20 protein-coding genes are annotated in these 22,551 nt (G+C 53.3%); 14 read left to right on the forward strand and 6 right to left on the reverse strand.

Annotation, left to right across the window (positions count from 1 at the left end):
• Positions 1 to 277: 277 nt before the first annotated feature.
• On the reverse strand, positions 278 to 3,466 hold the full coding sequence (locus tag FOE74_RS01110; protein WP_149096769.1) for a WD40/YVTN/BNR-like repeat-containing protein: 3,189 nt from the start codon (positions 3,464 to 3,466) through the stop codon (positions 278 to 280).
• Positions 3,467 to 3,833: 367 nt separating this feature from the next.
• Here FOE74_RS01110 and FOE74_RS01115 point away from each other — a divergent pair, with 367 nt between their 5' ends.
• Positions 3,834 to 5,969 (forward strand): M48 family metalloprotease, encoded by a 2,136-nt coding sequence (locus tag FOE74_RS01115; RefSeq protein ID WP_149096770.1) that lies wholly within the window; start codon positions 3,834 to 3,836, stop codon positions 5,967 to 5,969.
• Between the two features lie 142 nt (positions 5,970 to 6,111).
• Here FOE74_RS01115 and FOE74_RS01120 read toward each other — a convergent pair whose 3' ends face one another.
• The 5 genes from FOE74_RS01120 to FOE74_RS01140 form a co-directional block, all read right to left on the reverse strand.
• Entirely contained in the window at positions 6,112 to 7,356 is a 1,245-nt protein-coding gene (locus FOE74_RS01120; protein WP_149096771.1) for a DUF3999 family protein, read from the reverse strand.
• On the reverse strand, positions 7,346 to 9,814 hold the full coding sequence (locus FOE74_RS01125; RefSeq protein WP_149096772.1) for a DUF2339 domain-containing protein: 2,469 nt from the start codon (positions 9,812 to 9,814) through the stop codon (positions 7,346 to 7,348). The genes FOE74_RS01120 and FOE74_RS01125 overlap by 11 nt, the downstream gene beginning before the upstream one ends.
• Positions 9,815 to 10,494: 680 nt before the next feature.
• Positions 10,495 to 11,106, reverse strand: a complete 612-nt coding sequence (locus FOE74_RS01130) for a superoxide dismutase (protein ID WP_149096773.1) — start codon at positions 11,104 to 11,106, stop codon at positions 10,495 to 10,497.
• A 66-nt stretch (positions 11,107 to 11,172) separates the two neighbouring features.
• Positions 11,173 to 11,619 carry a nucleoside deaminase gene (locus tag FOE74_RS01135; protein ID WP_262713737.1) on the reverse strand — a complete coding sequence of 149 codons (447 nt, stop codon included), beginning with the start codon at positions 11,617 to 11,619 and terminating at the stop codon, positions 11,173 to 11,175.
• Positions 11,620 to 11,762: 143 nt separating this feature from the next.
• A complete protein-coding gene (locus FOE74_RS01140; RefSeq protein WP_149096774.1) occupies positions 11,763 to 12,314 on the reverse strand; it encodes a hypothetical protein in 552 nt (183 codons plus the stop codon).
• 474 nt (positions 12,315 to 12,788) lie between these two features.
• On the opposite strand from FOE74_RS01140, the gene FOE74_RS01145 reads away from it, so the two are divergent.
• From FOE74_RS01145 to nuoK, 13 genes are all read left to right on the forward strand, one after another.
• The gene (locus FOE74_RS01145; protein WP_149096775.1) at positions 12,789 to 13,172 is read left to right on the forward strand and encodes an NADH-quinone oxidoreductase subunit A; all 384 of its coding nucleotides are present in this window, start codon (positions 12,789 to 12,791) and stop codon (positions 13,170 to 13,172) included.
• Between the two features lie 105 nt (positions 13,173 to 13,277).
• Positions 13,278 to 13,832, forward strand: a complete 555-nt coding sequence (locus FOE74_RS01150) for an NADH-quinone oxidoreductase subunit B (protein WP_062543819.1) — start codon at positions 13,278 to 13,280, stop codon at positions 13,830 to 13,832.
• Positions 13,833 to 13,835: 3 nt separating this feature from the next.
• The gene (locus FOE74_RS01155) at positions 13,836 to 14,342 is read left to right on the forward strand and encodes an NADH-quinone oxidoreductase subunit C (RefSeq protein ID WP_149096776.1); all 507 of its coding nucleotides are present in this window, start codon (positions 13,836 to 13,838) and stop codon (positions 14,340 to 14,342) included.
• 72 nt (positions 14,343 to 14,414) lie between these two features.
• The gene (gene nuoD / locus FOE74_RS01160; protein WP_149096777.1) at positions 14,415 to 15,629 is read left to right on the forward strand and encodes an NADH dehydrogenase (quinone) subunit D; all 1,215 of its coding nucleotides are present in this window, start codon (positions 14,415 to 14,417) and stop codon (positions 15,627 to 15,629) included.
• A 185-nt stretch (positions 15,630 to 15,814) separates the two neighbouring features.
• On the forward strand, positions 15,815 to 16,108 hold the full coding sequence (locus tag FOE74_RS01165; RefSeq protein ID WP_149096778.1) for a nucleotidyltransferase family protein: 294 nt from the start codon (positions 15,815 to 15,817) through the stop codon (positions 16,106 to 16,108).
• Complete coding sequence (locus FOE74_RS01170) at positions 16,098 to 16,457, forward strand: HepT-like ribonuclease domain-containing protein (RefSeq protein WP_149096779.1); 360 nt, start codon at positions 16,098 to 16,100, stop codon at positions 16,455 to 16,457. The genes FOE74_RS01165 and FOE74_RS01170 overlap by 11 nt, the downstream gene beginning before the upstream one ends.
• An 84-nt stretch (positions 16,458 to 16,541) precedes the next feature.
• The gene (locus tag FOE74_RS01175) at positions 16,542 to 17,033 is read left to right on the forward strand and encodes an NADH-quinone oxidoreductase subunit NuoE family protein (RefSeq protein WP_225840590.1); all 492 of its coding nucleotides are present in this window, start codon (positions 16,542 to 16,544) and stop codon (positions 17,031 to 17,033) included.
• Complete coding sequence (nuoF, locus tag FOE74_RS01180) at positions 17,015 to 18,358, forward strand: NADH-quinone oxidoreductase subunit NuoF (RefSeq protein WP_149096781.1); 1,344 nt, start codon at positions 17,015 to 17,017, stop codon at positions 18,356 to 18,358. The genes FOE74_RS01175 and nuoF overlap by 19 nt, the downstream gene beginning before the upstream one ends.
• A gap of 333 nt (positions 18,359 to 18,691) precedes the next feature.
• Positions 18,692 to 19,696: a 2Fe-2S iron-sulfur cluster-binding protein gene (locus FOE74_RS01185; protein ID WP_149096782.1), complete on the forward strand. Its 1,005-nt coding sequence runs from the start codon at positions 18,692 to 18,694 to the stop codon at positions 19,694 to 19,696.
• Positions 19,696 to 20,751 carry an NADH-quinone oxidoreductase subunit NuoH gene (gene nuoH, locus FOE74_RS01190; protein WP_149096783.1) on the forward strand — a complete coding sequence of 352 codons (1,056 nt, stop codon included), beginning with the start codon at positions 19,696 to 19,698 and terminating at the stop codon, positions 20,749 to 20,751. The genes FOE74_RS01185 and nuoH overlap by 1 nt, the downstream gene beginning before the upstream one ends.
• A 119-nt stretch (positions 20,752 to 20,870) precedes the next feature.
• A complete protein-coding gene (locus FOE74_RS01195; RefSeq protein ID WP_206683954.1) occupies positions 20,871 to 21,332 on the forward strand; it encodes a NuoI/complex I 23 kDa subunit family protein in 462 nt (153 codons plus the stop codon).
• Between the two features lie 33 nt (positions 21,333 to 21,365).
• A complete protein-coding gene (locus tag FOE74_RS01200) occupies positions 21,366 to 21,881 on the forward strand; it encodes an NADH-quinone oxidoreductase subunit J family protein (RefSeq protein WP_149096784.1) in 516 nt (171 codons plus the stop codon).
• A 297-nt stretch (positions 21,882 to 22,178) separates the two neighbouring features.
• Positions 22,179 to 22,508: an NADH-quinone oxidoreductase subunit NuoK gene (gene nuoK / locus FOE74_RS01205; RefSeq protein WP_149096785.1), complete on the forward strand. Its 330-nt coding sequence runs from the start codon at positions 22,179 to 22,181 to the stop codon at positions 22,506 to 22,508.
• Positions 22,509 to 22,551: the final 43 nt, after the last annotated feature.

The raw sequence follows: 22,551 nt of genomic DNA on the forward strand, positions 1-22,551 counted from the left end.
GCGGCAGTTCCAAGGCAAAGGCTTTTCCAGTAGGAACCGTTTCGGACAGGTCGCAACCTGTCCGTACATTTTTTGTTTTATAGGTACTGCCTTTCTAATTGGAGACCTACTCCCCCCTCATCCTAACCTTCTCCCTGAGGGAGAAGGGACAGCGGGAAGGTGTTTTGAGGTTGTTTTGCTATAAATGGCCTTAAAACAATAATCCCGCCGCTGGAGTAGCGGCGGGATTATGTAAGGATCAATTGCTTCAGGAAAGGTAGTAGTGAAAACTTCTCGACTACTTCGTCTCTTTCTTTTCTTTGAGCATGATGGCGTCTACGTTCTTGCTCCGGATGAGTTGGTTCAGGGCCGGCAGATCCGTGGTGAAGACTTGGTTCAGCTTTTGTAGCTGGGCGTCAATCTGCGCCGTCACCTCTTTCTGGAACGCGTACATCTGGTCAGTAGGCCGAAAATCACCCACCGAGGCCTGTGAGCCCAGGTTGGCCAGTTTGTTGTTCAGCCGGATAGGGTAGTTCAGCGGGTCCTGGCCGCTGCGGTTCTTGGTCTGATACAGCGTTTCCTCCACCTCGGTCATTTTCTGGTTCATGGCTTTGGCGGCATCTAGCACGTCTTTCATATCGGCCCGGCCGGTGAAGCGGGCGGTGACAGCGTTCATCTGGGTGCGGGCTTCGCGGATTTTGCTGATGGCATCATGTGTTTCGGTGAGCTTGTCGCGCACGGCCAGCAGGAAGGCTTGTTGCGCCTGCAGATCAGCCAGCGGGGTTTGACTGCGTGGGTCCTGTAGAATCACAAACTCCGTTTCCTGTGGTTGTCCATTCACGGTGAGGCGGGCTTTGTAGGTGCCCGGCACGGCTTTAGGTCCCTGCGTGCCGCCGCCCCATAGAATCATGCCCTCAAAGCGCGAAGCCTCTGGGTAGGTCATGTTCCAGACAAAGCGGTTCAAACCGGTTTTCGCTTCCAGCTTGTCAGCGGCTTCCTTAGCGCCGTAGGTGTATTTCTTGATCAGCTTGCCATCTTTCTCAAGAAGCTCCAGGGAGATTTTGGAAGCGGTATCTGGGGCCGTAGGCAGGTAGAAATGCACCATCACGCCACCGGGGTGGTTCTGTCCTTCAAACTTGGTGTTGGCGAAGTTGCTGCCCAAGTTTTTGTAAGTAGGCATGGGCTTGAACAGGTGCGACTTGCTGTCGGCTAGCTGTGGGGTGAGTTGGTGCAGTAGCGTGAGGTCATCAATGAGCCAGAAGCCCCGGCCCTGGGTGGCGGCAATGAGGTTGTCGTTCTTGATGGTCAAATCGGTGATGGGCACCAGCGGCAGGTTCAGGCGGAAAGGCTTCCAGGAGGCGCCGTCATTGAAGGAGACGTACATACCGTATTCGGTACCGGCGTACAACAGGCCAGCGCGTTTAGGGTCAACGCGCACCACGCGGGTAAAATGCGTGGCCGGAATGCCGGAGGTGATTTTGGTCCAGGTTTTGCCGTAGTCTGCCGTTTTGAAGAGCAGGGGCTGGAAATCACCGGTTTTGTACAACGTAGCCGCCATGTACATGACGCCTTTCTGGGTGGGGTGCGGGTCCACGCTGTTGATCATGCTCCATTCGGGCAGCGCCTTGGGGGTGACGTTCGTCCAGGTTTTGCCGGCGTCACGGGTTACGTGCACCAGGCCGTCATCAGAACCAGTCCAGATCACGCCTTCCTCCGCCGGAGATTCCAAAGCCGCGAAGATGGTGCCGTAGTACTCCACGCTGGTGTTGTCTTTGGTGATGGGGCCGCCGGAGGGGCCCAGTTTGGACTTGTCGTTGCGCGTTAAGTCTGGGCTGATGACTTCCCAGCTCTGGCCTTCATTGGTGGTCACGTGCACGTGGTTAGAGGTGGTGTAGAGCCGGTTGGCGTTATGCGGCGAGAAGAAGATGGGGAAGTTCCACTGGAAGCGGTATTTCATGCCCTCCGCGCCGTGGCCCATGGGGTTGTCTGGCCACACGTTGATGGTGCGCTCAAAGCCGGTTTTATGGTCCAACCGCCCGATGAAGCCGCCATAGTTTCCCCCGTACACGATCTCTGGGTCCTTGGGGTTCACGGCGATGTGCGCGCTTTCAGAACCCGCGGTTTCCTGCCAGTCCTGCATGCCAATGCTGCGGCCGCTGCTGCGATGGGCAATGCGTACGGCGCTGTTGTCTTGCTGAGCGCCGTAAATGCGGTAGGGGAAGGCGTTGTCCGTCACTACCCGATAAAATTGGCCGGTGGGCTGGTTGTCCATCGTGCTCCAGTTCTCGCCACCGTCAAAGCTCACCTGGGCACCGCCGTCATCGGCAATGACCATGCGTTTGGGGTCTTCGGGGGCAATCCAGAGATCATGGTGGTCAGAGTGCGGGGTTCGGATGGATCTGAAGGTCTTGCCGCCATCGGTGGAATAATGGTGGCCCACGTTCAGGACGTACACGCCCTCCTCGTTCTGCGGATCAGCGTAGAGACGGGTGTAGTACCAGGCCCGTTGGCGCAGGCTTCGGTCTTCGTTTACCTTGGTCCAGCTATCGCCGCCGTTCTCAGAGCGGAACAACCCGCCGTCTTCGGCTTCCACCAGAGCCCACACGCGCTGGTTGTTCACCGGCGAAACCGTTACGCCTATGATGCCCAAGGTGCCCTTAGGTAAGCCGGTGGCGCGGGAGATCTCTTTCCAGGTGTCGCCGCCATCGGTGCTTTTCCAGATGCCAGAGCCGGGTCCGCCCGAGGAGAGGCTATACGGCGTGCGTTGTACCCGCCAGGAGGTGGCATACAGGTTACGGGGGTTGACCGGGTCAATGGTGAGGTCCACAATGCCCACTTCGTTGTTCACGAACAGCACGCGCTCCCAGTTCTTGCCGCCGTCTTTGGAGCGGTACACGCCGCGCATGTCATTGGGGGCGTAGATATTGCCCAGCGCCGCCGCGTACACCAAATCAGGGTTCTTGGGGTGGATGCGCACCCGCGGAATATGCTTGGCGTCTTTCAGCCCGATGTGTTTCCAGGTAAGGCCCGCATCCTCAGATTTCCACATACCGAAGCCCGAGGACACGTTGCCACGCACCGTTTTCTCGCCTTCGCCCACGTAGATCACGTTTGGGTCGGCCTCGCTTACCGCCACCGCGCCAATGGAACCCCCGAAGTATTTGTCAGAGATGTTCTCCCAGCTGGAGCCGCCATCTTTAGTGCGCCACACGCCCCCGCCGGTAGCCCCAAAGTAATAGAGGTTCGGCTTGCCCGGTACGCCGGTCACGGTAGCGGAACGCCCGCCCCGGTACGGCCCGATGGAGCGCCAGGTGAGGCCATTGTAGAGTTTTTCAGGATAGGGGTCTTGGACCGCTTTCTTACTTTTAGCGGTGCTGGTTTTGGGCTTTTTCTGGGCCTCAGACGTGAGCGGTGCCAGCAGGGTAAGACTGCCCAACAGCAAGGGAAGGCACTGCCGGAAAAACCGGGTGGGTAAAGAGTGTTGCATGCTTGTTTGGTTCGGGTAGGTTGGAAGGTATTAGGGTAGAAAGCTACTGAAAAAAGGAAGGATTGGGAAAGAAACAGGCTGTTTTTGAGGCGTTTTCTGAAAATCAGGAATGAAACTAATGTAACGGGTAGTGGTGGCTTAGTCATTGGCGGACTTGCGCTGGGATAGCGTTTGCATGATCTGGTTTTCTGGCTCTTTTTTGAAAATCGGCCTAAGAACAACGATTTGGCTTTGGAGTGACGGTCCTGCTGAGAGGATGAACTGATCAAGCGGTGGTTCTTTAAATTTTTATATCGAAAACAAAGCAGTCATACTACCGGAATAATAGCTTTTTTATATATTAAGTCTCCAAAAAAAATCTAACCTCATGAACTCTTCTTTCCCTTACCCGCCTATGCCCCCGGGCGTAGATGAGCACGTGATTGCCCCTTCGGCAGCGTTTAAAAAAGAAGTTGTCAAGGTAGCCGGCGCCATTGCCTTCTTTGGGCTGGTGTATGTGACCTTGATGGCCGCCGCCGTGGGATTGGCGGTTTTGTGCGGGTACGCGGGGGTGGCGCTGGTGCTTTTGAAGCCGGGCTTTTTCACGCTTATGCTGGGGTTGGGATTAGTGGGGCTGGGCCTGATGGTATTGTTCTTCCTGCTCAAGTTCATCTTCAAACGCAGTAAAACGGACCGGTCTGGCATGCTGGAAATCACCGAGGCCGAGCAACCGGAACTGTTTTCCTTTGTGCGGAAGATCACCCAGGAAACGCAGACGCCCTTCCCCAAGAAGATTTACCTGTCAGATGAGGTCAATGCTGCCGTTTTCTATGATTCCAGCTTCTGGAGTATGTTTCTGCCGGTAAAGAAGAACCTGGTGATAGGGTTGGGGCTGGTGAACTCGGTGAACATCACGGAATTCAAGGCCATTCTGGCGCACGAGTTCGGGCACTTTTCGCAACGAAGCATGAAGCTGGGTTCCTATGTGTACAACGTGAACAAGGCCATTCACAATATGCTGTATGACAACGAGGGCTACGGCAAAACACTGCAGAAATGGTCTGAGATCAGTGGCTACTTCGCGCTGTTCTCGGCACTTACCGTCAAGATTGTGCAGGGCATTCAGTGGGTACTGCAGAAAGCCTATGTGGTGATAAATAAACCCTACATGAGCCTGTCGCGGCAGATGGAATTCCACGCTGATTCGGTAGCCGCATTCGTGACCGGGTCAGAACCGCTCATCTCCAGCCTGCGCCGCATTGAGGCTGCTGATATCTGCTATTCGCAGCTTTTCAACCAGTACAACGCCTGGCTTCAGGAGAACCTCAAAGCTGATAACATGTACCCGCAGCACCGGGAGCTCATGCACCGCTTCTCTACGGATTTTAATATTCCCATGGCGCACGGCCTGTTGCAGGTGAACGCTCAATCCCTGGCCAGATTCAGCCAAAGCCGGCTGGTGATCAAAGACCAGTGGGCCTCGCACCCCAGTACTGATGACCGGGAGGCGCATCTGCTGACTTTGAATATACCCACCGTGTTGATACATGATTCGGCTTGGGTTCTGTTCCAAGACGCAGAGGGGCTGCAGCAGCAGATGACGAATAAAATCTACGACCGCGCCACGTTTGAGCAGGCGCCCGAAACCCTGAACCTGGCCGCCTTCACCCAGAGAATAGCTACGGAGGTAAACAAACGGAGCCTTGACAAAACCTACCAGGGCTTCTATGACGACCGCATACTCAAAGCCTTCGAACTGGAGGTGGCGGAGTCCCTGGCCGGTGTGCTTCCCAATTTCAGTTTTGAAGATCTTTTCACCGAGGCGAACTGCAAGCTTCCGGAGAAAATCAGCCAACTGGAAAGAGACCTGAACACCACAAAACAACTCCTCCAGGGCGAGCACGACATCAAGACCTTTGATTTTGATGGCCAGAAGTTCAGCATCAAGGAAGCCTCCATGGTACAGGCAATCTTGGAGAAGGAACTAGAGGAAGCGCAGGCGCAGCTAGACCGTTTGGATAAGGAAGTGTACCAGTTCTTTGTGCAGCAGGCAGCCTCAGAGGAGCAGAAAACCGCGCTCACCACAGCGTACCGCCACCTGTTTGCCGCCACCGATGCGGCTGAGGAAGATACCAAACGCTACCAAAGCATCTATGAAATCTTGCACCCCATCTTCAGGTCAGACATGCCCGTGGAAAAGGCGAAAGCCATCATCGCGGAAGTAAATGAACAGGAGAAGCCTTTGAAGGAGCGGCTGCGGAACCTGCTGCAGGAGCCTGACTATGCCCGCTGCCTTACAGCCGACCAGCAACATAAATTAAAAGCCTATTGTGAAAAGGAGCAGGCATACTTTACCGAGGCAGGTTTTGACAATGAAGCCATCTCTTGTCTCACCGAGGCAATGAACATCTTTGTGAACACCGTCTGGGAGAAGTGTTTCCAGCTCAAGAAAGAAATGCTGGCCTTCCAAATTACGCTGCTGCCCACCCGGCAGGAAGAACAGGTAACCAGACTTACTGTGTAAGCTGTTTAGGAGCTTTTTTTCAGAAAATGGCCGGAAAATAAGTGATTGATTTTTGCTTGTTTCCCTGGGCCGGCCTAGAAAATTGAAACGGAACGTTTAGGGCGTGTTTTCTGCGAAACAGGCCCTAAACGTTTTTAACAGATTACTTCTTCTCCATATCGCGCAGGAGCCGGACGGTCATAAAACCCAGGCCAATCGCCAGGAGGGCAATGGCGGCCCAGACCAGGATTTTGGAGCTTTGGGTCTGTTTTTGGGTTTTCGGGGCTGAAACAGACTGCAGGTGCTGCACCTGAAGCACGGGAGCATGGGCGGGGATGCTGTCCTGGAAGAACTGCAGGTCATATTCCGGGGCCTTAGCTTTCTCGTTCCCGAAGCGCAATGTGTACGCCTGGCCCCGTTCTAGGGCGGCTACCAGGTACCGGTTGAGTTGACGCACCCGCACCGAGTCAATGGACAGCGGCGGATTATCCCCGTTCTCAATCTGGATGACCAGTTCCTCTACCCGCTGGCGCGGCAGGTCCAGCACGGCGGGCGCGTTAGAAGAGAGCAGCAGCGGCACCGAGGTTTCTTCCAGGCGGGCCTGCCGCCTTTTCCTTCGGCGGCGTTCAGGCCTTTTTTGTTCGCCTACTATTACCTGACCCGGACGGTGGTACAAACCCGGAGCCGAGATAAACAGCGCTACCTGCTCCGGGTACACCGGCTGCCCAAATTTCAGGCGCAGGTAGGTGGTGTGGTTCTCTGCGCTGTCACGGCGGGTGATTGCCTTAATGGGAATGGTGGCGTATTTGCCGGCCTCAGAATACGTGTCATAGTACCCGGCCTGCAAGATGTTGAGCGGGGCGCTGAGCGAATCCTGGAGTTGGAGCCGGAAGTAGCGGTAGTTGCTCAACGGGAAGTCCAGCAGCTTGACCTCGGCGGTGCTGCGGGTATTTTTGATGGCGTACAGCACGTCCTGTTCCTTGAGCACATACCAATCCTGTTGATCATCGCTGCCGCTCAGGGAGACCGGTTTGCGAACCTCGGCGTTGCCGATGCGCAGGCTGATGTTGTTGATGCTCCGTTTCTGGGGATTGTGCACCAAAAGCTCAGACACGCCCCCGGGCCGGCGGGTGTAGCGCAGGATTTGGTAGGGCTTGAACAAAGTGCGGTACTGTACGGGAACCTCGGCGCGCAACACGTAGGGCACGGGTTGCCCGTTAGGCCCCATTACCCTGATATCCTCCAAACCAGGCTGTAAACGGCCGGTCACCTGCGGCGGAAGCAGGATGCGGTGAAAGCCCTGCTGCGTGACCGGAGCCAGCTGCGCCTGCCACGCGAACTCCTGCCCGGCCGCGGAAAGCCAGCTTGCGGCAGAGACCGCCAGGAAGAACAGCAGCTTAGGTTTCATGAGGCGCCGGCGTAGGGTCTACGGGTTTGGTTTCCCCTGCTAAAATAAGGTTTTTCAGTTTCTGGTACATAAACGAGATCACCAGCAAAAGCACGCCCAGGCAGATAAAGGCCGCAATTTTGCCTCCTTCACTCATGTCGCGCACGTCAAACAGGAAGAGCTTGAGAAGGGTCAGGAAGAACAAGGTGAGGGAAATGATGCGCAGGGTCTTGATTTTCTTGGACATGCCCACCATCATCAAAGCAAACGACACCACGCCCCACAGAATAGGGAAGCCTATCTTCCTAATATGGCGCATAGAATCATACACCTCCGCAGAGGTGGGGTGCGATTTCAACAGCCAGAGGTGCTCCAGTTCCGTGCTCAGGAGATACACCCCCGCCGCACTGGCCAGCCACAGACTCACTTTCCCTAATTTGCCCTCGAACCCGAATTCCCGCTGCACTTTCCTGAGCACCATTGCCAATAAAAGCACTAGCGTCACCAGCGGGAGGTAGTGGGTGAGAAAGGCAGGCAAGGTTTCGGTTTGGTTGAACAGGTAGCCGTTCCGGATAAAAGCCGCCGAGGGTTGCAGGTTGGTCCCATATGCCAGCAAAGCCAATATTGATAAGCCCATAAGGATTCTGCCATAAAGCGGGTTGGCTAAACGGGCGCTCCAGGCCAGCAAGCCCAGCAGGAACAGGTAATGGAAGAAGCCCAGCACCAGCACCTGCACATCATTGCTCAGCGTGGAATGGGTGAGCTGGTGCTGAAGTTCCAGCAGCAGTACCAGGTACAGGAACGCCACCAGCAGCAGGCCCACTACGGTGCGATAAGAAGCCCAGAGTTTCCCGTTCAAAGTGGCGGCATCCTCGCGTCCCAGCAAAACCCAGGTGCCCGCCAACGAAGCCACCACCACCGTGCCGGTCACAAACAGCTTGTTCAGCAGCAACGGCAGACCCTCGCGGGAAATGGAATAATCGAGCCAGTCCATGGCCAGGCTCACCAGCATCAGGCCCAGTACCAGCATAGAGGCGTATTTGATCAACTGAATGCCCGAGCGCTGCGACAGCCAGAGCAACAGCACGGCCTCCAGCGCCCAAAACAGCGTGATGTAATTGCCTTCCAGTTGAATGGGCGCCGATAAACTCAGGAACGTGAGCACCAGCCCAATGAGCAGGTACACCAGGTTGCGGTCTACGCGGTTACTGCGGTAGAGGCCGTAGGCGAACGCGAAGTTGAAAAGGCCCAGCAAGATGGTGAACAAGCCCCGGTAACTGCCGCCGGCCAGCTGCGTCATCACGTACATGCCCACGCCGTAGTACAGAAACGTGTTACTCAGGAGCATCATGATCTCCGCGGCCGTGAATTTGCGGCGCTCCTTCACGTTGTAAAGCATGGTCATCAAAAAGAACACCAGGTAGAACAGCGTCGCGAAGACCAAGGCCCCGGCGTAAGGCGCATTGGGTACTTCTACGACTCTGGTGCTGAACCACCCGCCGTACAAAATAAGAGTGAACCCATAGGCAATGAGGTTGAGCAGGTTCCATTTCTTGAAGTAGGCCAGCACCAGAATGCCCAGGTTCAACAGCAGGATGAAGACGAACAGCACCACATAGTTGCCTTCGCCGGTGCTCACCATGAACGGGCTGCCAAATCCGCCAATTAGGGCCAGTACCGCCAGTTCCATGCGGTCATAGGCCATAGACAGGAAGATGGTGAACCCGGTCAGCGCCATCATGAGCACAAAAGCTACCGTCTGGCTGAAAATCTGGTATTCATGGAAGGCAATGGCGATGGTAAAGTACAGCACCGCCATACCACCCCCAATCAGCACGGAGCTGAAAGCCTTGTACTCCCGGCGCAGCCAATGCGCCACGCCCAACAGAACACCGCCGGCCAGCAAGCCAATGGCCACCCGGCCTACCTCGTTGATCCAGTCCTGGTCAACGGCATATTTCACGAAGAACCCGATGCCCAGCACCAGAATGGCAATGCCCAGCTTGTTGATGAGGTTCTCGCCAATGAATTTCTCCCAATCCAGCTTGCGCGAAAAAAAGGAAGGCGGCGCGGGTTCCAGGTCCTGGAAAACCGAGGTCTCCTGAGCAGAGGTGAAGGCCGCTATTGGAGTGGGTTCTGGTACTTCGGTTAGTTTTGGTGCCTCCAAAGGTCTTTCCACCGGGGCAGGAATTGGCGGTGGGTTCACCGGGGCGCGTTGCACAACCGATGGCGGCAAAGGAGGGGCAGCGGCTGCAGTAAGTGGGGCGGAAGCGGTTGTGGAAGCCGTTTCACGCCAAGAAGCGGCCTTGGCGGTCTCCCCGGGGGGACGGACCGGAGAGCGGTTGATCTGCTCCCGCAGGCGGGCCAGCTCTTCCCGTACGGCCTCCATTTCTTGGCGGTGCTCCACCAAGTGCCTCGAAATCTTGGTCCCGAACCAGATGGCTACCAATAACAACCCCAAAAGCAGAAGCAATTCCATAAAAGCCAATTGTAGTCTTAGCCTCTATATTACAATATTATCCGGTAAATAGGTGCTTCGGCTTAGCTGCGGTTGCCAAGTTGGAATGCGGGGCTGTGGTTTTTGTCTGTCTTCAAGAAATCAGGGCTGAAACCAAGTAGTAGAAGAGGCGATGTTCTGCTGGCGCACCCATTGGCGGGCGCAGGTAACTCATGTCCGCTTGCTTGGGTGATAGATAGGATACCCTCTTTTGTCATCCTAAAAGGATCTTGGGCACAAACGGCAGAATCGTTTCTGAAACCTCTATTCAGTTCGCCCACAAGATCTTTCCAAGATGACAGAAAAAGGGGTGAAAGGCTTTTACATATGCCAGAGACCTAACTCGCTGTTAAGCGAGAAAGAATTATCTGGAATGCGTGCGGACACGAGCCGGAAACTCGCGCCAGCGAAAGCCAAAGGGTTCAATAGCTATGTTTTTTGATCTATGCTCTTTGATGAAAACCTGCCGGGATGTTTTTCTTGGTGCGGGAGTAGGGGCAATCCCTTGTGGTTGCCCTTTACGCGTTTTTGATACAAAAGGGCAACCACAAGGGATTATTGCCCCTATCAGGTTCTTTTCAGAAAAACAGGCCAAAAACGTAGCCCACAAAAAAAGGCCTTCCTAACCAGGAAGGCCTTTCAGCAAGATAAAATCTAATCGCTTAGCCGTTGGCTTGGGCGTACAGGCGGTTTACTTCGTCCCAGTTGATGAGGTTGAAGAACGCGGTGATGTACTCTGGCCGGCGGTTCTGGTATTTGAGGTAGTAGGCGTGCTCCCACACGTCAAGGCCCAGGATAGGAAGGCCGCCGCATGAATCAACACCTTCCATCAAAGGGTTGTCTTGGTTAGCGGTAGAGCAGATCTGTACGGAACCACCTTCCACGGCGCAGAGCCAGGCCCAGCCAGAACCGAAACGGGTAGTGGCGGCTTTGGTAAATTCCTCTTTGAACGCGTCATAAGACCCGAAGGCTTTGTCAATGGCCTCGGCTACCGGACCGGTAGGGTTGCCACCGCCGTTCGGGCTCAGGATGGTCCAGAACAGATTGTGGTTGTAGAAACCGCCGCCGTTGTTACGGATGGCTGGGGTCTTGGCCGCATCACGCAGGATCTCCTCAATAGACTGACCTTCCTTCTCAGTGCCGGCAATGGCGTTGTTCAGGTTGGTCGTGTAGGCCTGGTGGTGCTTGGTATGGTGGATCTCCATGGTCTGACGGTCAATGTGCGGTTCAAGCGCATCGTACGCATACGGAAGTTGCGGAAGTTCAAATGCCATAGTTTTATGTTTTATAGGTTAGAAATATACTGTTCTGTTATTAATACGGAACGGGCCAAAGATAAACTAAATTCTTTTGGCTCTAAAAAAGTCGGTCATCAATTGGCCGCACTCGTGGGCCAAGATGCCGGAGACCAGCTCGGTCTTGGGGTGGAGCAGGTTCACGCCAGTTCTTCGGTAGCCGCGTTTCTCGTCTGAAGTGGCGTACACAATGCGCTTGAGCTGGCTCCAATAACTGGCGCCGGCGCACATGACGCAGGGTTCCACGGTCACGTACAGGGTGCAGTCGTGCAGGTATTTGTTGCCCAGGTAATTGGCGGCGGCGGTGAAGGCCAGCATCTCGGCATGGGCCGTCACGTCATTGAGTTTCTCGGTTTGGTTGTAGGCGCGGGCAATGATCTTGTTCTGGCACACCACCACGGCGCCAATGGGAATCTCGCCTTCTTCCAGGGCGTATTGCGCTTGCTTATAGGCCTCGCGCATGAAATGTTCGTCTGAATGGATGCTAAGCACAACTTTAATTTCTAGGGAAAACGGTAACCTCTTTTTACTGCGTACGGGCTCTTTGGTTGTATATAAACCGTTTGGGGCCTGTTTCGCAGAAAACAGGCCCCAAACAAAAGCAGTTTCCCCCGGGGGGAAAGGAAAAGCAGCTATTACTTCACGTGGGCGCTGGCCATCACGGCGCGGGCTGTTTCCTGCCACTCTTTCTGAAGCTGTGCCGGGGCGTTGAAACTGAAAATTACCATCTGGTCTTTCAGGAACGCATACTGGATGAGGGTGTACTTGCGCACGGGCGCCATGTTGCGGGTACGGCGCTCATCGCGCACGGTAGACACAAACTCATAGACCAGGAAATCACGGCCGTTGATGGTCTGCTTCTCCTCGCGCAGGAACTGCACCTCAGTGAACATGCGCTGGATAGAGGCCTTGTAGAAGGGCAGCAGAATGGTGAGGTCTTCGGCCGGGAACGTGCTGGGACGTTGGTTTACGCTGATGTCTATCTGTCCGTCTGGGCTGGTGAAGACGCCCAGGGGCTTTCGGGCGGCCGGGTACTCGCGGGCAATGCCGTCATCGGGCATTACCTCAAAGTTCTGCGGAATGGAAAGGCTCACGTTCTTGGCCACGGTCACCTTCTTCAACTTGGGGACGAAGGCCAGCAACAAGGCAAGCGGCAGTAGAAGTGCCCAATGGTATTTTCTGTTCATAAGGAAAGGTTTCTGAGTAAAGGGGCTATGGATGCAGGCAAGATGCAAATACTAGGCCAGGACCTGTGGGTGCCCTGGCACCCGTACCGCAAAGGTAGGGCAGAAGCGACGCAATGCAACCAAAAGCACCCCAAGGAAAAAGCCCGGCTAAGGTAGCCAGGCTTTTATCAGGTTGAAGAAAACTTACTTTTTAATCTGGTCAAGTGGAAAGAAGGAGGGACAACCGACCACTTAGCATGAGAAGAATGATACTCCTCAAGATGATTAGTGGCTTAATTTGAAAAAATATTACAAGAATCCCTATATAATTCCTGATTTTTTAAACTTAACCGTTTTTTAGGTGATGGATTTGTAAAATAACAAGAACGGTCGTTCGTTAGAAAGAAGAGTGGTGGCAAAGTGCCGCACAATCTGCTTTTTAATTTGAATATCAGGCAGAGATGCCTAATTTCGCAGCTAAATCTGTTTTATACTATGGAAACAACTGTTCCTATACAATATTTACCGGGTGACTATCTGCCTATCCTGATCCAATTTGTGGCAGCCCTGGGTTTTGTGGTGTTCGCCATGGTGGTCACGCACAACATTGGACCCAAGCGCAAGAGCGCGGTGAAAAACGCCTCCTGGGAGTGCGGTATTGAGTCTAAGGGAGATGCCCGGGCCCCTGTTTCCATCAAATATTTCCTGATTGCCATCCTGTTCGTGCTTTTTGACGTGGAGATCATCTTCCTGTACCCGTGGGCGGTGAATTTCAAGGCCTTGGGGATCAACGGATTTATCTGGATGCTCATGTTCATGGGGCTGCTGTTGACCGGCTTCTTCTACGTGATCAAGAAAGGCGTTCTTAAGTGGGAATAGCCCAAGAATTCGCTGCCTAGGCAGCAAACTTTTACCAGCGATAAGGTGTTCAGGAAGAGGCCGGTTTCAGGCCTGTTCTTCTGAAAACTAAGCGAAAACAGACTCATGAGCGATAACAATAGCAATTTAACCATGGTAGACGCCCCAGAGGGGGTAGAAGGAACCGGCTTTTTTGCCACTTCCCTGGAGAAAGTAGTAGGCCTGGCCCGTAAGCACTCTTTGTGGCCCTTGCCGTTTGCTACCTCCTGCTGCGGTATTGAGTACATGGCTACCATGGGCTCACACTATGATATTTCCCGCTTCGGGTCTGAGCGCCCCAGCTTCTCGCCCCGTCAGGCCGACTTACTGATGGTGATGGGAACCATTGCCAAGAAAATGGGTCCGGTGGTGAAACAGGTGTACGAGCAGATGGCCGAGCCCCGTTGGGTGATCGCCGTAGGCGCCTGCGCTACCAGCGGTGGTATCTTTGACTCGTACAGCGTGCTGCAAGGCATTGACCGCATTGTACCGGTAGACGTGTACGTGCCTGGTTGCCCGCCACGCCCTGAGCAGATTCTGGATGGCTTGATGCGGATTCAGGATTTAGCTGAGAACGAGTCGCTCCGTCGCCGGAACTCCCCGGAATATCAAGCATTACTGGCTTCTTACAACATTAAATAAGGCATGGCCGAACTAACCAACGAACTGCTGGTGCAAGCGCTGCAAGAGAAATTCGGCGACCAGTTGTTCGATATCCATGAGCCTTACGGGCTTGTGACCGTGACTACCACCCGGGAAAACATCATTCCTATGCTGCAAACGCTGTATGATGATGCTTCCCTGCAATTTCAGTTCCTGACCACTATGTGCGGTATCCATTACCCAGATAACAAAGGGCAGGAATTAGGCGTGATTTATTTATTGCACAGCCTGGTAAACAACGTGCGGCTCCGCATCAAGATCTTCTTCTCTGAAGATGATGCCGTGGTGCCAACGGCTACTAACCTGTACGCCACCGCCAACTGGATGGAGCGCGAGACTTTTGACTTCTACGGCATCCGGTTTGAGGGGCACCCCAACCTGATCCGCATTCTAAATGTGGAGGAGATGGAGGCGTTTCCCATGCGCAAGGAGTTTCCGCTGGAAGACCAGACCCGCGAAGACAAGATCAATACCTTCTTCGGAAGATAAACTTCATAAACGCCCACGGCTTTGTTCCCAAGACAAGGCCGCCGGCGTTTCTGCTTACTACTAAGTTCCCACATGGAGTTAGCCAAACAGAATACCCAGATAGTTACCCCAGATTCCTACATGCAGGAGCTCACCACCCTGAATTTAGGACCTACGCACCCGGCTACGCACGGTATCTTCCAGAACATCCTGCAAATGGATGGCGAGAAGATTGTGTCCGGCGTGCCTACGATTGGGTACATTCACCGCGCCTTCGAGAAAATCGCGGAGCGCCGCAACTTTTACCAGATCACCCCGCTCACCGACCGCATGAACTACTGCTCCTCGCCCATCAACAACATGGGCTGGTGGATGACGGTGGAGAAGCTGTTGGGTGTGACCGTTCCCAAGCGTGCCGAGTACATCCGGGTGATTGTAATGGAACTGGCCCGTATTGCCGATCACCTGATCTGTAACTCTATTCTGGGCGTGGATACTGGTGCCTTCACCGGTTTCTTGTACGTTTTCCAGGAAAGAGAGAAAATCTACGAAATCTATGAGGAGATCTGCGGTGCCCGCTTAACTACCAACATGGGGAGAGTAGGCGGCATGGAGCGTGATTTGTCGCCGGTTGCCATTGAGAAGATCAGGGATTTCCTGAAGAACTTCCCCAAGGTGATGACTGAGTTTGAGACCATGTTCAACCGTAACCGGATCTTCATTGACCGGGTGGAGAACGTGGGACCCATCACTGCGGAACGCGCCTTGAACTACGGCTTTACCGGCCCTAACCTGAGAGCCGCCGGCGTAGATTATGACGTGCGCGTCATGAACCCGTACTCTTCTTACCAAGACTTCGACTTCGAGATTCCGGTAGGTACCAAGGGCGACACCTACGACCGCTTCATGGTGAGAAACGAGGAAATCTGGCAGAGCTTGCGCATCATTCAGCAAGCCATGGACAACCTTCCTGAAGGTCCGTTTCACGCTGATGCCCCAGAATTCTACCTGCCGCCAAAGCAAGAGGTGTACCGCAACATGGAAGCCTTGATCTATCACTTCAAGATTGTGATGGGCGAGATTGACGCACCGGTTGGTGAAGTATACCATGCCGTGGAAGGCGGTAACGGAGAGCTTGGCTTCTACCTGGTGTCTGACGGAGGCCGCACGCCGTACCGTCTGCACTTCAGAAGACCCTGCTTCATCTATTACCAGGCATACCCAGAAATGGTGGTAGGCACCCAGTTATCAGATGCGATCGTGATCCTGTCCAGCATGAACGTGATTGCCGGTGAGCTAGACGCCTAGCGGCGTAGTTGATAGTTGTTCGTTTTTAGTTGTTATTGAATAGAAGGAATGACTTAAGCTTAGAGCACCTTCACTTTCTCCCCACTTTGTCATCCTGAAAGGAACTTGTGGGCGAACTAGAACAGCAAGTGAGGAAAACGACAAGCCTAACAACTAAAAACTAGTTGCTAAACACTAAAAAGGCCATGGAACTGACAGAACAGGAACTGGAAAAGATTCGGGAGTACTTCAAAGAGCAACCCGTTTTGAATGCCTACTTGTTTGGGTCTTATGCCCGTGGAGAAGCAGATGCTGACAGTGACATTGATTTATTAGTTGACTTGGATTACTCTACACAGATTGGATACAAGTTCTTCGGAATGCATCAGGACTTGCAGAGGCTATTGCAGCGCAAAGTAGATGTAGTGCCTTCAGACGGAGTATCGCGCCATTTGCGGCCTTTCATAGAGAAAGACAAGAAGCTTATCTATGCGAAATAAGCAGGGTGATGTTCAGCGTCTGCAACACATCGCCGATGCCATTTCTGACATAGAAGCCTTCACAAAAGGTGTTACCTTTGATTCTTTCTCGAGTAACCGCATGATGGTCTTGGCCTGTGTGAAATGCTTTGAGATAATAGGGGAGGCAGCAGGCCATCTTTCAGAAGAGACAAAGGCAGAATATACCTCCATTGATTGGCGCAACGTGAAAGCGTTCCGAAATCTGATGGTACATGAATACTTTAAAGTGAGTGATCGGTTGGTGTGGCAAATCATTGAAAGCAACCTGCCGGACCTCAAACGGGTGGTCGCAAAGGCGATAGCCGCATTAAATACAAACCTCGATTAATGTTCCCTTAGAAGAGCATTAGGAGCAACAAAATACATGGAGCAAACAGCAAGTGTAAATCAAGTACAGTTTTCGGAAGGGGCCATGGCCGAAATCCGGCGCTACTTATCCCATTACCCCGCTGACCGTCAGAAGTCAGCGATTTTGCCTATCCTGCACATCGCGCAAGCGGAGTTCGGTGGTTGGGTAAGCCCCGAGGCAATGGACCTAGTAGCGGAAATCCTGAACATCCAGCCCATTGAAGTGTACGAGGTAGCCACCTTCTACACCATGTTCAACCTGAAGCCGGTAGGCAAGCACGTGTTGGAAGTTTGCCGCACGGGTCCTTGCATGCTGCGCGGCTCTGACCAACTCATTGAGCACCTGGAGAACCGTTTGGGCTGCAAAGTAGGCGAGACCTCCGCTGACGGAAACTTCACCTTAAAAACGGTGGAATGCCTGGCCTCCTGCGGCACCGGACCGATGCTGCAAGTGCGTGAACAATTCTACGAAGACCTGGACCCCGCCAGCGCCGACCAGCTGCTGGAAGACCTGAAAGCCTTAACCGTAAGGAAACCATGGGAAGAAAATTATTAACTGAACATATCAACGTTGAAGGCATCCATACCTTTGACGTCTATCGCAAGCACGGCGGGTACGCCTCCGTAGAGAAAGCTTTGAAAACCATGACCCCCGAGGAAGTGGTGGAAGAAGTGAAAGCATCAGGTTTAAGAGGCCGGGGTGGTGCCGGATTCCCTACCGGGATGAAGTGGAGCTTTTTGGCCAAACCAGAAGGAAAACCCCGTTACCTGGTTTGCAACGCCGATGAGTCAGAGCCCGGCACCTTCAAGGACCGGTACCTGATGGAGAAACTGCCGCACCTCTTGATTGAAGGGATGATCACGTCTTCCTTCGCGCTGGGTGCCCGCACTTCTTACATTTATATAAGAGGTGAGTTGTTGTACGTACTGCGCATCCTGGAGAAAGCCATTGCCGAGGCCTATGCGAACGGGTTCCTGGGCGAGAACATCTTAGGAAGCGGTTACTCTCTTGATTTGCACGTGCACCCAGGCGGAGGCGCGTACATCTGCGGCGAGGAAACCGCGTTGCTGGAATCGCTGGAAGGCAAGCGCGGAAACCCGCGTAACAAGCCTCCGTTCCCGGCGGTTTGGGGTCTTTATGGTTGCCCAACCGTGGTAAACAACGTGGAGTCTATTGCCACCGTGCCATGGATTATCACCAACACGGCCGCTGAATACGCTAAAATAGGCGTAGGACGCAGCGCGGGTACCAAGCTGATCTCTGCGGGTGGTAACATCAACAAGCCAGGCGTGTACGAGATTGATTTGGGTATCACCGTAGAGGAATTCATCTACTCAGATGAGTACTGCGGTGGTATCTGGAAAGGCCGCGACATGAAAGCAGTGATTGCCGGAGGTTCCTCTGTTCCCATTCTGCCGAAAGAGCTAATCCTGAAAACCGCAGCCGGTGAGGATAGATTGATGACCTACGAGTCGCTTTCTGACGGAGGCTTTGCTACAGGTACCATGTTGGGTTCCGGCGGCTTCTTCGTGATGGATGACCAGACCTGCATCGTGCGCCATACCTGGACCCTGGCCCGTTTCTACCACCACGAGTCGTGCGGCCAGTGCAGCCCATGCCGTGAAGGAACCGGTTGGATGGAAAAAGTATTGCACCGCATTGAGCACGGCCACGGCCACATGCATGACATCGACTTGCTAGTGAGCGTTGCCAAGCAGATAGAAGGAAATACAATCTGTCCGTTGGGTGATGCGGCTGCCTGGCCAGTGGCAGCGGCTGTTCGTCACTTCCGTGAGGAGTTTGAGTGGCACGTGAAACACCCGCAGGCAGCTACGGCTCCGGGCGCAGTGTTCAACAAAGCTGAATCTGTATTAGCGTAAATAGAAGTTTCTAGCCTGTTTTAGAGAAATCAGGCTAGAAACAGAATAATCAACAAGCTCACTCACTTGTCATCCTGAAAGGATCTTGTGGGTGAGCTAGAAAAGCCGAAGAGAACCGTCCTTGCCGTTCGCTACCAAGATCCTTTCAGGATGACAAAAAGGAGAAGGGTTTAACTGAAAGGAAAAGCCTTTCAAGGGGTTTCTAAGAAGCTAAAAGTGAATTGCCGTTTAGAGGTTGCTTTCCCCAAAAGTGGCCTTAAACAGAAATACAATTAAATAGCCATTTGCTAAGCGTCACCACCCGTGACAATCAGCAATCAACAATAATTTTAGATGGTAAAAATAACGTTTGATGGCATAGAGGTGGAGGTAGAGGAAGGAACTACCATCCTCAACGCTGCCCGTAAAATCGGCGGCGAGGTGGTGCCCCCGGCCATGTGCTACTATACCCCTTTAAAGGGAACCGGCGGAAAATGCCGCGCCTGTATGGTTCGGGTAGCAGCTGGCTCAGCGAAAGACCCGCGCCCCATGCCTAAGCTGGTGGCGAGCTGCATTACTCCGGTACAAGACGGAATGGTGGTGGAAAACACGACCAACCCAGATGTATTGGCCGCTCGCAAAGGCGTAGTGGAGATGCTGTTGATAAACCACCCCCTGGATTGCCCAATCTGCGACCAGGCCGGGGAGTGTGATTTGCAGAACTTCGCCTACGAGCACGGTACCTCCGGCACCCGGTATGAGGAAGAGCGCCGCACCTTTGACAAAATCGACATTGGGCCGTTGGTGCAGCTGCACATGACGCGTTGCATTCTATGCTACCGCTGCGTGTACACCGCTGATCAGTTAACGGAGAAGCGCGTGCACGGCGTGTTAGGCCGTGGTGATGCCGCCGAGATTGGAACCTACGTGGAGAAGGTGATCGACAACGAGTTCTCCGGAAACATCATTGATGTGTGTCCGGTAGGAGCGTTGACGGATAAGACTTTCCGTTTCAAAAACCGGGTGTGGTTCACCAAGCCCGTTGATGCGCACCGCGATTGCCCTACTTGCTCCGGTAAAACGGTGTTGTGGATGCGCGGCAACGATGTGTTGCGTGTAACTGCCCGCAAGGATGAGTACAACGAGGTGCAGGAGTTCATCTGTAACACCTGCCGCTTTGACAAGAAAGACCCGAACGACTGGACCATTGAAGGACCACGCAAGATTGCCCGTACATCGGTGATTTCTACGAACCATTATGAGTTGCCGGTGCTGAACGTGAACGTGATCCCGAACCTGCCAGGCTCAACAGAAGAAGATTTAGAATCCACTCCTTTTAACCTAGGAAGACACGTATAATGGAGTTAGACATCCTATTAATCAAAGGGCTCATCATCTTTGCCGTTTTCGGTATTACGTTGCTGATTGCCACTTACTCCACCTACGCTGAGCGGAAAGTGGCAGCTTTCATCCAGGACCGCGTAGGTCCTAACCGTGCAGGTCCGTTTGGTTTAGCGCAGCCCCTGGCAGATGCGGTGAAACTATTCTTCAAAGAAGAGTTTGTGCCAGCCAATGCGAACAAGTTCCTCTTTATTGCCGGTCCTTCACTAGCCATGTTAACGGCGTGTATGTCCAGTGCGGTGATTCCGTTTGGCGGTACATTGCTGATTGGCGGTGAGTACATCCATTTGCAGGCCATTGAGGTGAACATCGGTATTCTGTACGTGTTCGGTATTGTGGCCTTAGGTGTGTACGGCATCATGATCGGCGGTTGGGCATCCAACAACAAGTTCTCTTTGTTAGGCGCCATTCGGGCGGCTTCGCAGAACATCAGCTACGAGCTGGCCATGGGTATGTCCATTATTGCGTTGTTGCTGGTAACCGGTACCCTTTCTATGCGGGACATTGCTGCGCAGCAGGGACAGGAGCTGTTTGGGGTGTCTGGTTTGAACTGGAACATCTTCTATCAGCCGGTAGGCTTTTTGATTTTCATCATCTGTGCCTTCGCCGAGACCAACCGAGTTCCTTTCGACTTACCGGAGTGCGAGACCGAGTTGGTGGGTGGGTACCACACCGAGTATAGCTCTATGGGCATGGGCTTGTACCTGTTCGCAGAGTACGTGAACATCTTCGTGGCCTCCGCGGTGATGGCTACCCTTTACTTTGGCGGGTACAACTTCCCGTTCATGCACCAGTTAGGATTACCACATAACGTAGTGACCATCCTGGGAACGGTAGTGCTGTTTGGCAAGATTTTCTTTTTTATCTTCTTCTTCATGTGGGTGCGCTGGACACTGCCGCGTTTCCGCTATGACCAGTTGATGAACCTGGGCTGGAAAATCCTGATTCCGTTGTCTATCCTGAACGTGATCGTGACCGGCGGAGCCATTCTGTTGAAAGCGGAGTTGTTCTAAGACAGTATGAGTAGGAGAGGAGCAGGTTTGAAAACTTCGTTCCTCTGCCCAATCATTTAAAGAGTATAAGAGACATGCAATCACTTAGTAATAGAGCGAAAAAGCTGGAGAAGAAACCCATGAATTTTTCCGAGAGAATGTATCTCCCGGCCATCTTCCAGGGTTTGTCTATCACCATGCGCCACTTCTTCAAGAAGAAAGCCACCATTAAATACCCCGAGGAAACCCGCCCCATGAGTGCGGTGTGGCGTGGTTTGCACGTGCTCAAGCGCGATGAAAAAGGAAGAGAGCGTTGCACGGCCTGCGGGCTGTGCGCCGTGGCTTGTCCGGCCGAGGCCATTACCATGGTAGCCGGTGAGCGCAAACGGGGCGAGGAGAATCTGTACCGCGAGGAGAAATATGCGATCAGCTACGAGATCAACATGCTGCGTTGCATTTTCTGCGGCCTGTGCGAAGAAGCCTGCCCTAAGGCGGCCATCTTCCTGCAGAACGACAAAGTGGCCCCGGCCCGCTACGAGCGCGATGAGTTCATCTACGGCAAAGACCGTCTGGTAGAGCCCATGCCTATTCAAAACCTATAATCCGCCGCTTCGTGCGCCTTATCCTAAACCATTATGACGGGTAATTTCTTTTACTTTCTCACTTTTGTAACCTTGTTCGCGGCCATTGGGGTTGTTGCCTCTAAAAACCCGGTGTACAGCGTTCTGTTCATGATCTTGACGTTTTTCGCCTTGACTGGCCACTACATTCTGTTGAATGCCCAGTTTCTGGCGGCGGTAAACTTCATTGTGTACATGGGTGCCATCATGGTGCTGTTCCTCTTCGTGATCATGTTCCTGAACATGCGCGAAGACACGGAGAAGCACAAGCCTATGTTGAGCAAGTTTGCCGCGGCCATTGCCGGGGGAATCCTGTTTGTGGTGATGATTGCCGCCCTGAAAGACGTGAACACCCAAATGATGCAACCTGCCGTGTTTGACTCACAGATAGGCATGGTAGAGAACCTGGGGAAAGTGCTTTTCAGAGATTACCTGTTGCCATTTGAGCTTGCCTCGGTTCTATTCCTGGCGGCAATGGCCGGTGCGGTGATGCTGGGCAAGCGCGAGCCGGGCGAGCAGAACAGATTCTAAGGCTCCTTAGGGAGGCTTAAAAAGGACAGCTATCCATGTTGTCCTTTTTTAATGCCACCACTGCTAAGGATCCGTTTTAGCCTGCTTTTCAGGAAACAGCCTCTTAACAGCGCCTGCGGTTCTAAAGAGAAGCCAAGTGTTTTAGAGGCTTTTCTTTAGAAACTGGCCAAAACGTTGACATTAGAATTCAAGCTACCCGGCAGAGGGTGGCTTTTAATATGGTTTTACCAAAAAATGGGAATAACTTTGAGCGCTGTGCCAAGCGCTTCAAACGCTTATCTCACCAACCTATTTAACATGAATGAGATTCCTGAGGTCATTAGGACCATCCCGCTGAATCATTACCTGTTCTTCAGCACCGCTCTTTTCTGTATCGGGATCATTGGGGTACTCACCCGCCGCAACGCCATCATTATTTTCATGTGCATTGAGTTAATGTTGAACTCAGTGAACCTGTTGCTGACGGCTTTCTCGTCTTATCGTTCAGACCCCAACGGGCAGATTTTCGTGTTCTTCATCATGGCGGTGGCGGCCGCCGAAGTAGCCGTGGGCCTGGCCATCATTGTGATGATCTACCGGAACGTACGCTCCACTGACATCAACATCCTGAACAAACTGAAATGGTAAGGCGATTCACCGCCACGCTCATTTCCTGAAAGAATACCGTTCC

Source organism: Rufibacter glacialis, from assembly GCF_008271745.1.
In the GTDB taxonomy this organism is placed as follows: Bacteria; Bacteroidota; Bacteroidia; order Cytophagales; family Hymenobacteraceae; genus Nibribacter; species Nibribacter glacialis.

What these genes read in the sequence shown, in the direction of transcription:
- FOE74_RS01110 (WP_149096769.1), bottom strand. Translation starts at nt 3,466, where the DNA reads ATGCAACACTCTTTACCCACCCGGTTTTTCCGGCAGTGCCTTCCCTTG.
- FOE74_RS01115 (WP_149096770.1), top strand. Translation starts at nt 3,834, where the DNA reads ATGAACTCTTCTTTCCCTTACCCGCCTATGCCCCCGGGCGTAGATGAG.
- FOE74_RS01120 (WP_149096771.1), bottom strand. Translation starts at nt 7,356, where the DNA reads ATGAAACCTAAGCTGCTGTTCTTCCTGGCGGTCTCTGCCGCAAGCTGG.
- FOE74_RS01125 (WP_149096772.1), bottom strand. Translation starts at nt 9,814, where the DNA reads ATGGAATTGCTTCTGCTTTTGGGGTTGTTATTGGTAGCCATCTGGTTC.
- FOE74_RS01130 (WP_149096773.1), bottom strand. Translation starts at nt 11,106, where the DNA reads ATGGCATTTGAACTTCCGCAACTTCCGTATGCGTACGATGCGCTTGAA.
- FOE74_RS01140 (WP_149096774.1), bottom strand. Translation starts at nt 12,314, where the DNA reads ATGAACAGAAAATACCATTGGGCACTTCTACTGCCGCTTGCCTTGTTG.
- FOE74_RS01145 (WP_149096775.1), top strand. Translation starts at nt 12,789, where the DNA reads ATGGAAACAACTGTTCCTATACAATATTTACCGGGTGACTATCTGCCT.
- FOE74_RS01150 (WP_062543819.1), top strand. Translation starts at nt 13,278, where the DNA reads ATGAGCGATAACAATAGCAATTTAACCATGGTAGACGCCCCAGAGGGG.
- FOE74_RS01155 (WP_149096776.1), top strand. Translation starts at nt 13,836, where the DNA reads ATGGCCGAACTAACCAACGAACTGCTGGTGCAAGCGCTGCAAGAGAAA.
- nuoD (WP_149096777.1), top strand. Translation starts at nt 14,415, where the DNA reads ATGGAGTTAGCCAAACAGAATACCCAGATAGTTACCCCAGATTCCTAC.
- FOE74_RS01165 (WP_149096778.1), top strand. Translation starts at nt 15,815, where the DNA reads ATGGAACTGACAGAACAGGAACTGGAAAAGATTCGGGAGTACTTCAAA.
- FOE74_RS01170 (WP_149096779.1), top strand. Translation starts at nt 16,098, where the DNA reads ATGCGAAATAAGCAGGGTGATGTTCAGCGTCTGCAACACATCGCCGAT.
- FOE74_RS01175 (WP_225840590.1), top strand. Translation starts at nt 16,542, where the DNA reads ATGGCCGAAATCCGGCGCTACTTATCCCATTACCCCGCTGACCGTCAG.
- nuoF (WP_149096781.1), top strand. Translation starts at nt 17,015, where the DNA reads ATGGGAAGAAAATTATTAACTGAACATATCAACGTTGAAGGCATCCAT.
- FOE74_RS01185 (WP_149096782.1), top strand. Translation starts at nt 18,692, where the DNA reads ATGGTAAAAATAACGTTTGATGGCATAGAGGTGGAGGTAGAGGAAGGA.
- nuoH (WP_149096783.1), top strand. Translation starts at nt 19,696, where the DNA reads ATGGAGTTAGACATCCTATTAATCAAAGGGCTCATCATCTTTGCCGTT.
- FOE74_RS01195 (WP_206683954.1), top strand. Translation starts at nt 20,871, where the DNA reads ATGAATTTTTCCGAGAGAATGTATCTCCCGGCCATCTTCCAGGGTTTG.
- FOE74_RS01200 (WP_149096784.1), top strand. Translation starts at nt 21,366, where the DNA reads ATGACGGGTAATTTCTTTTACTTTCTCACTTTTGTAACCTTGTTCGCG.
- nuoK (WP_149096785.1), top strand. Translation starts at nt 22,179, where the DNA reads ATGAATGAGATTCCTGAGGTCATTAGGACCATCCCGCTGAATCATTAC.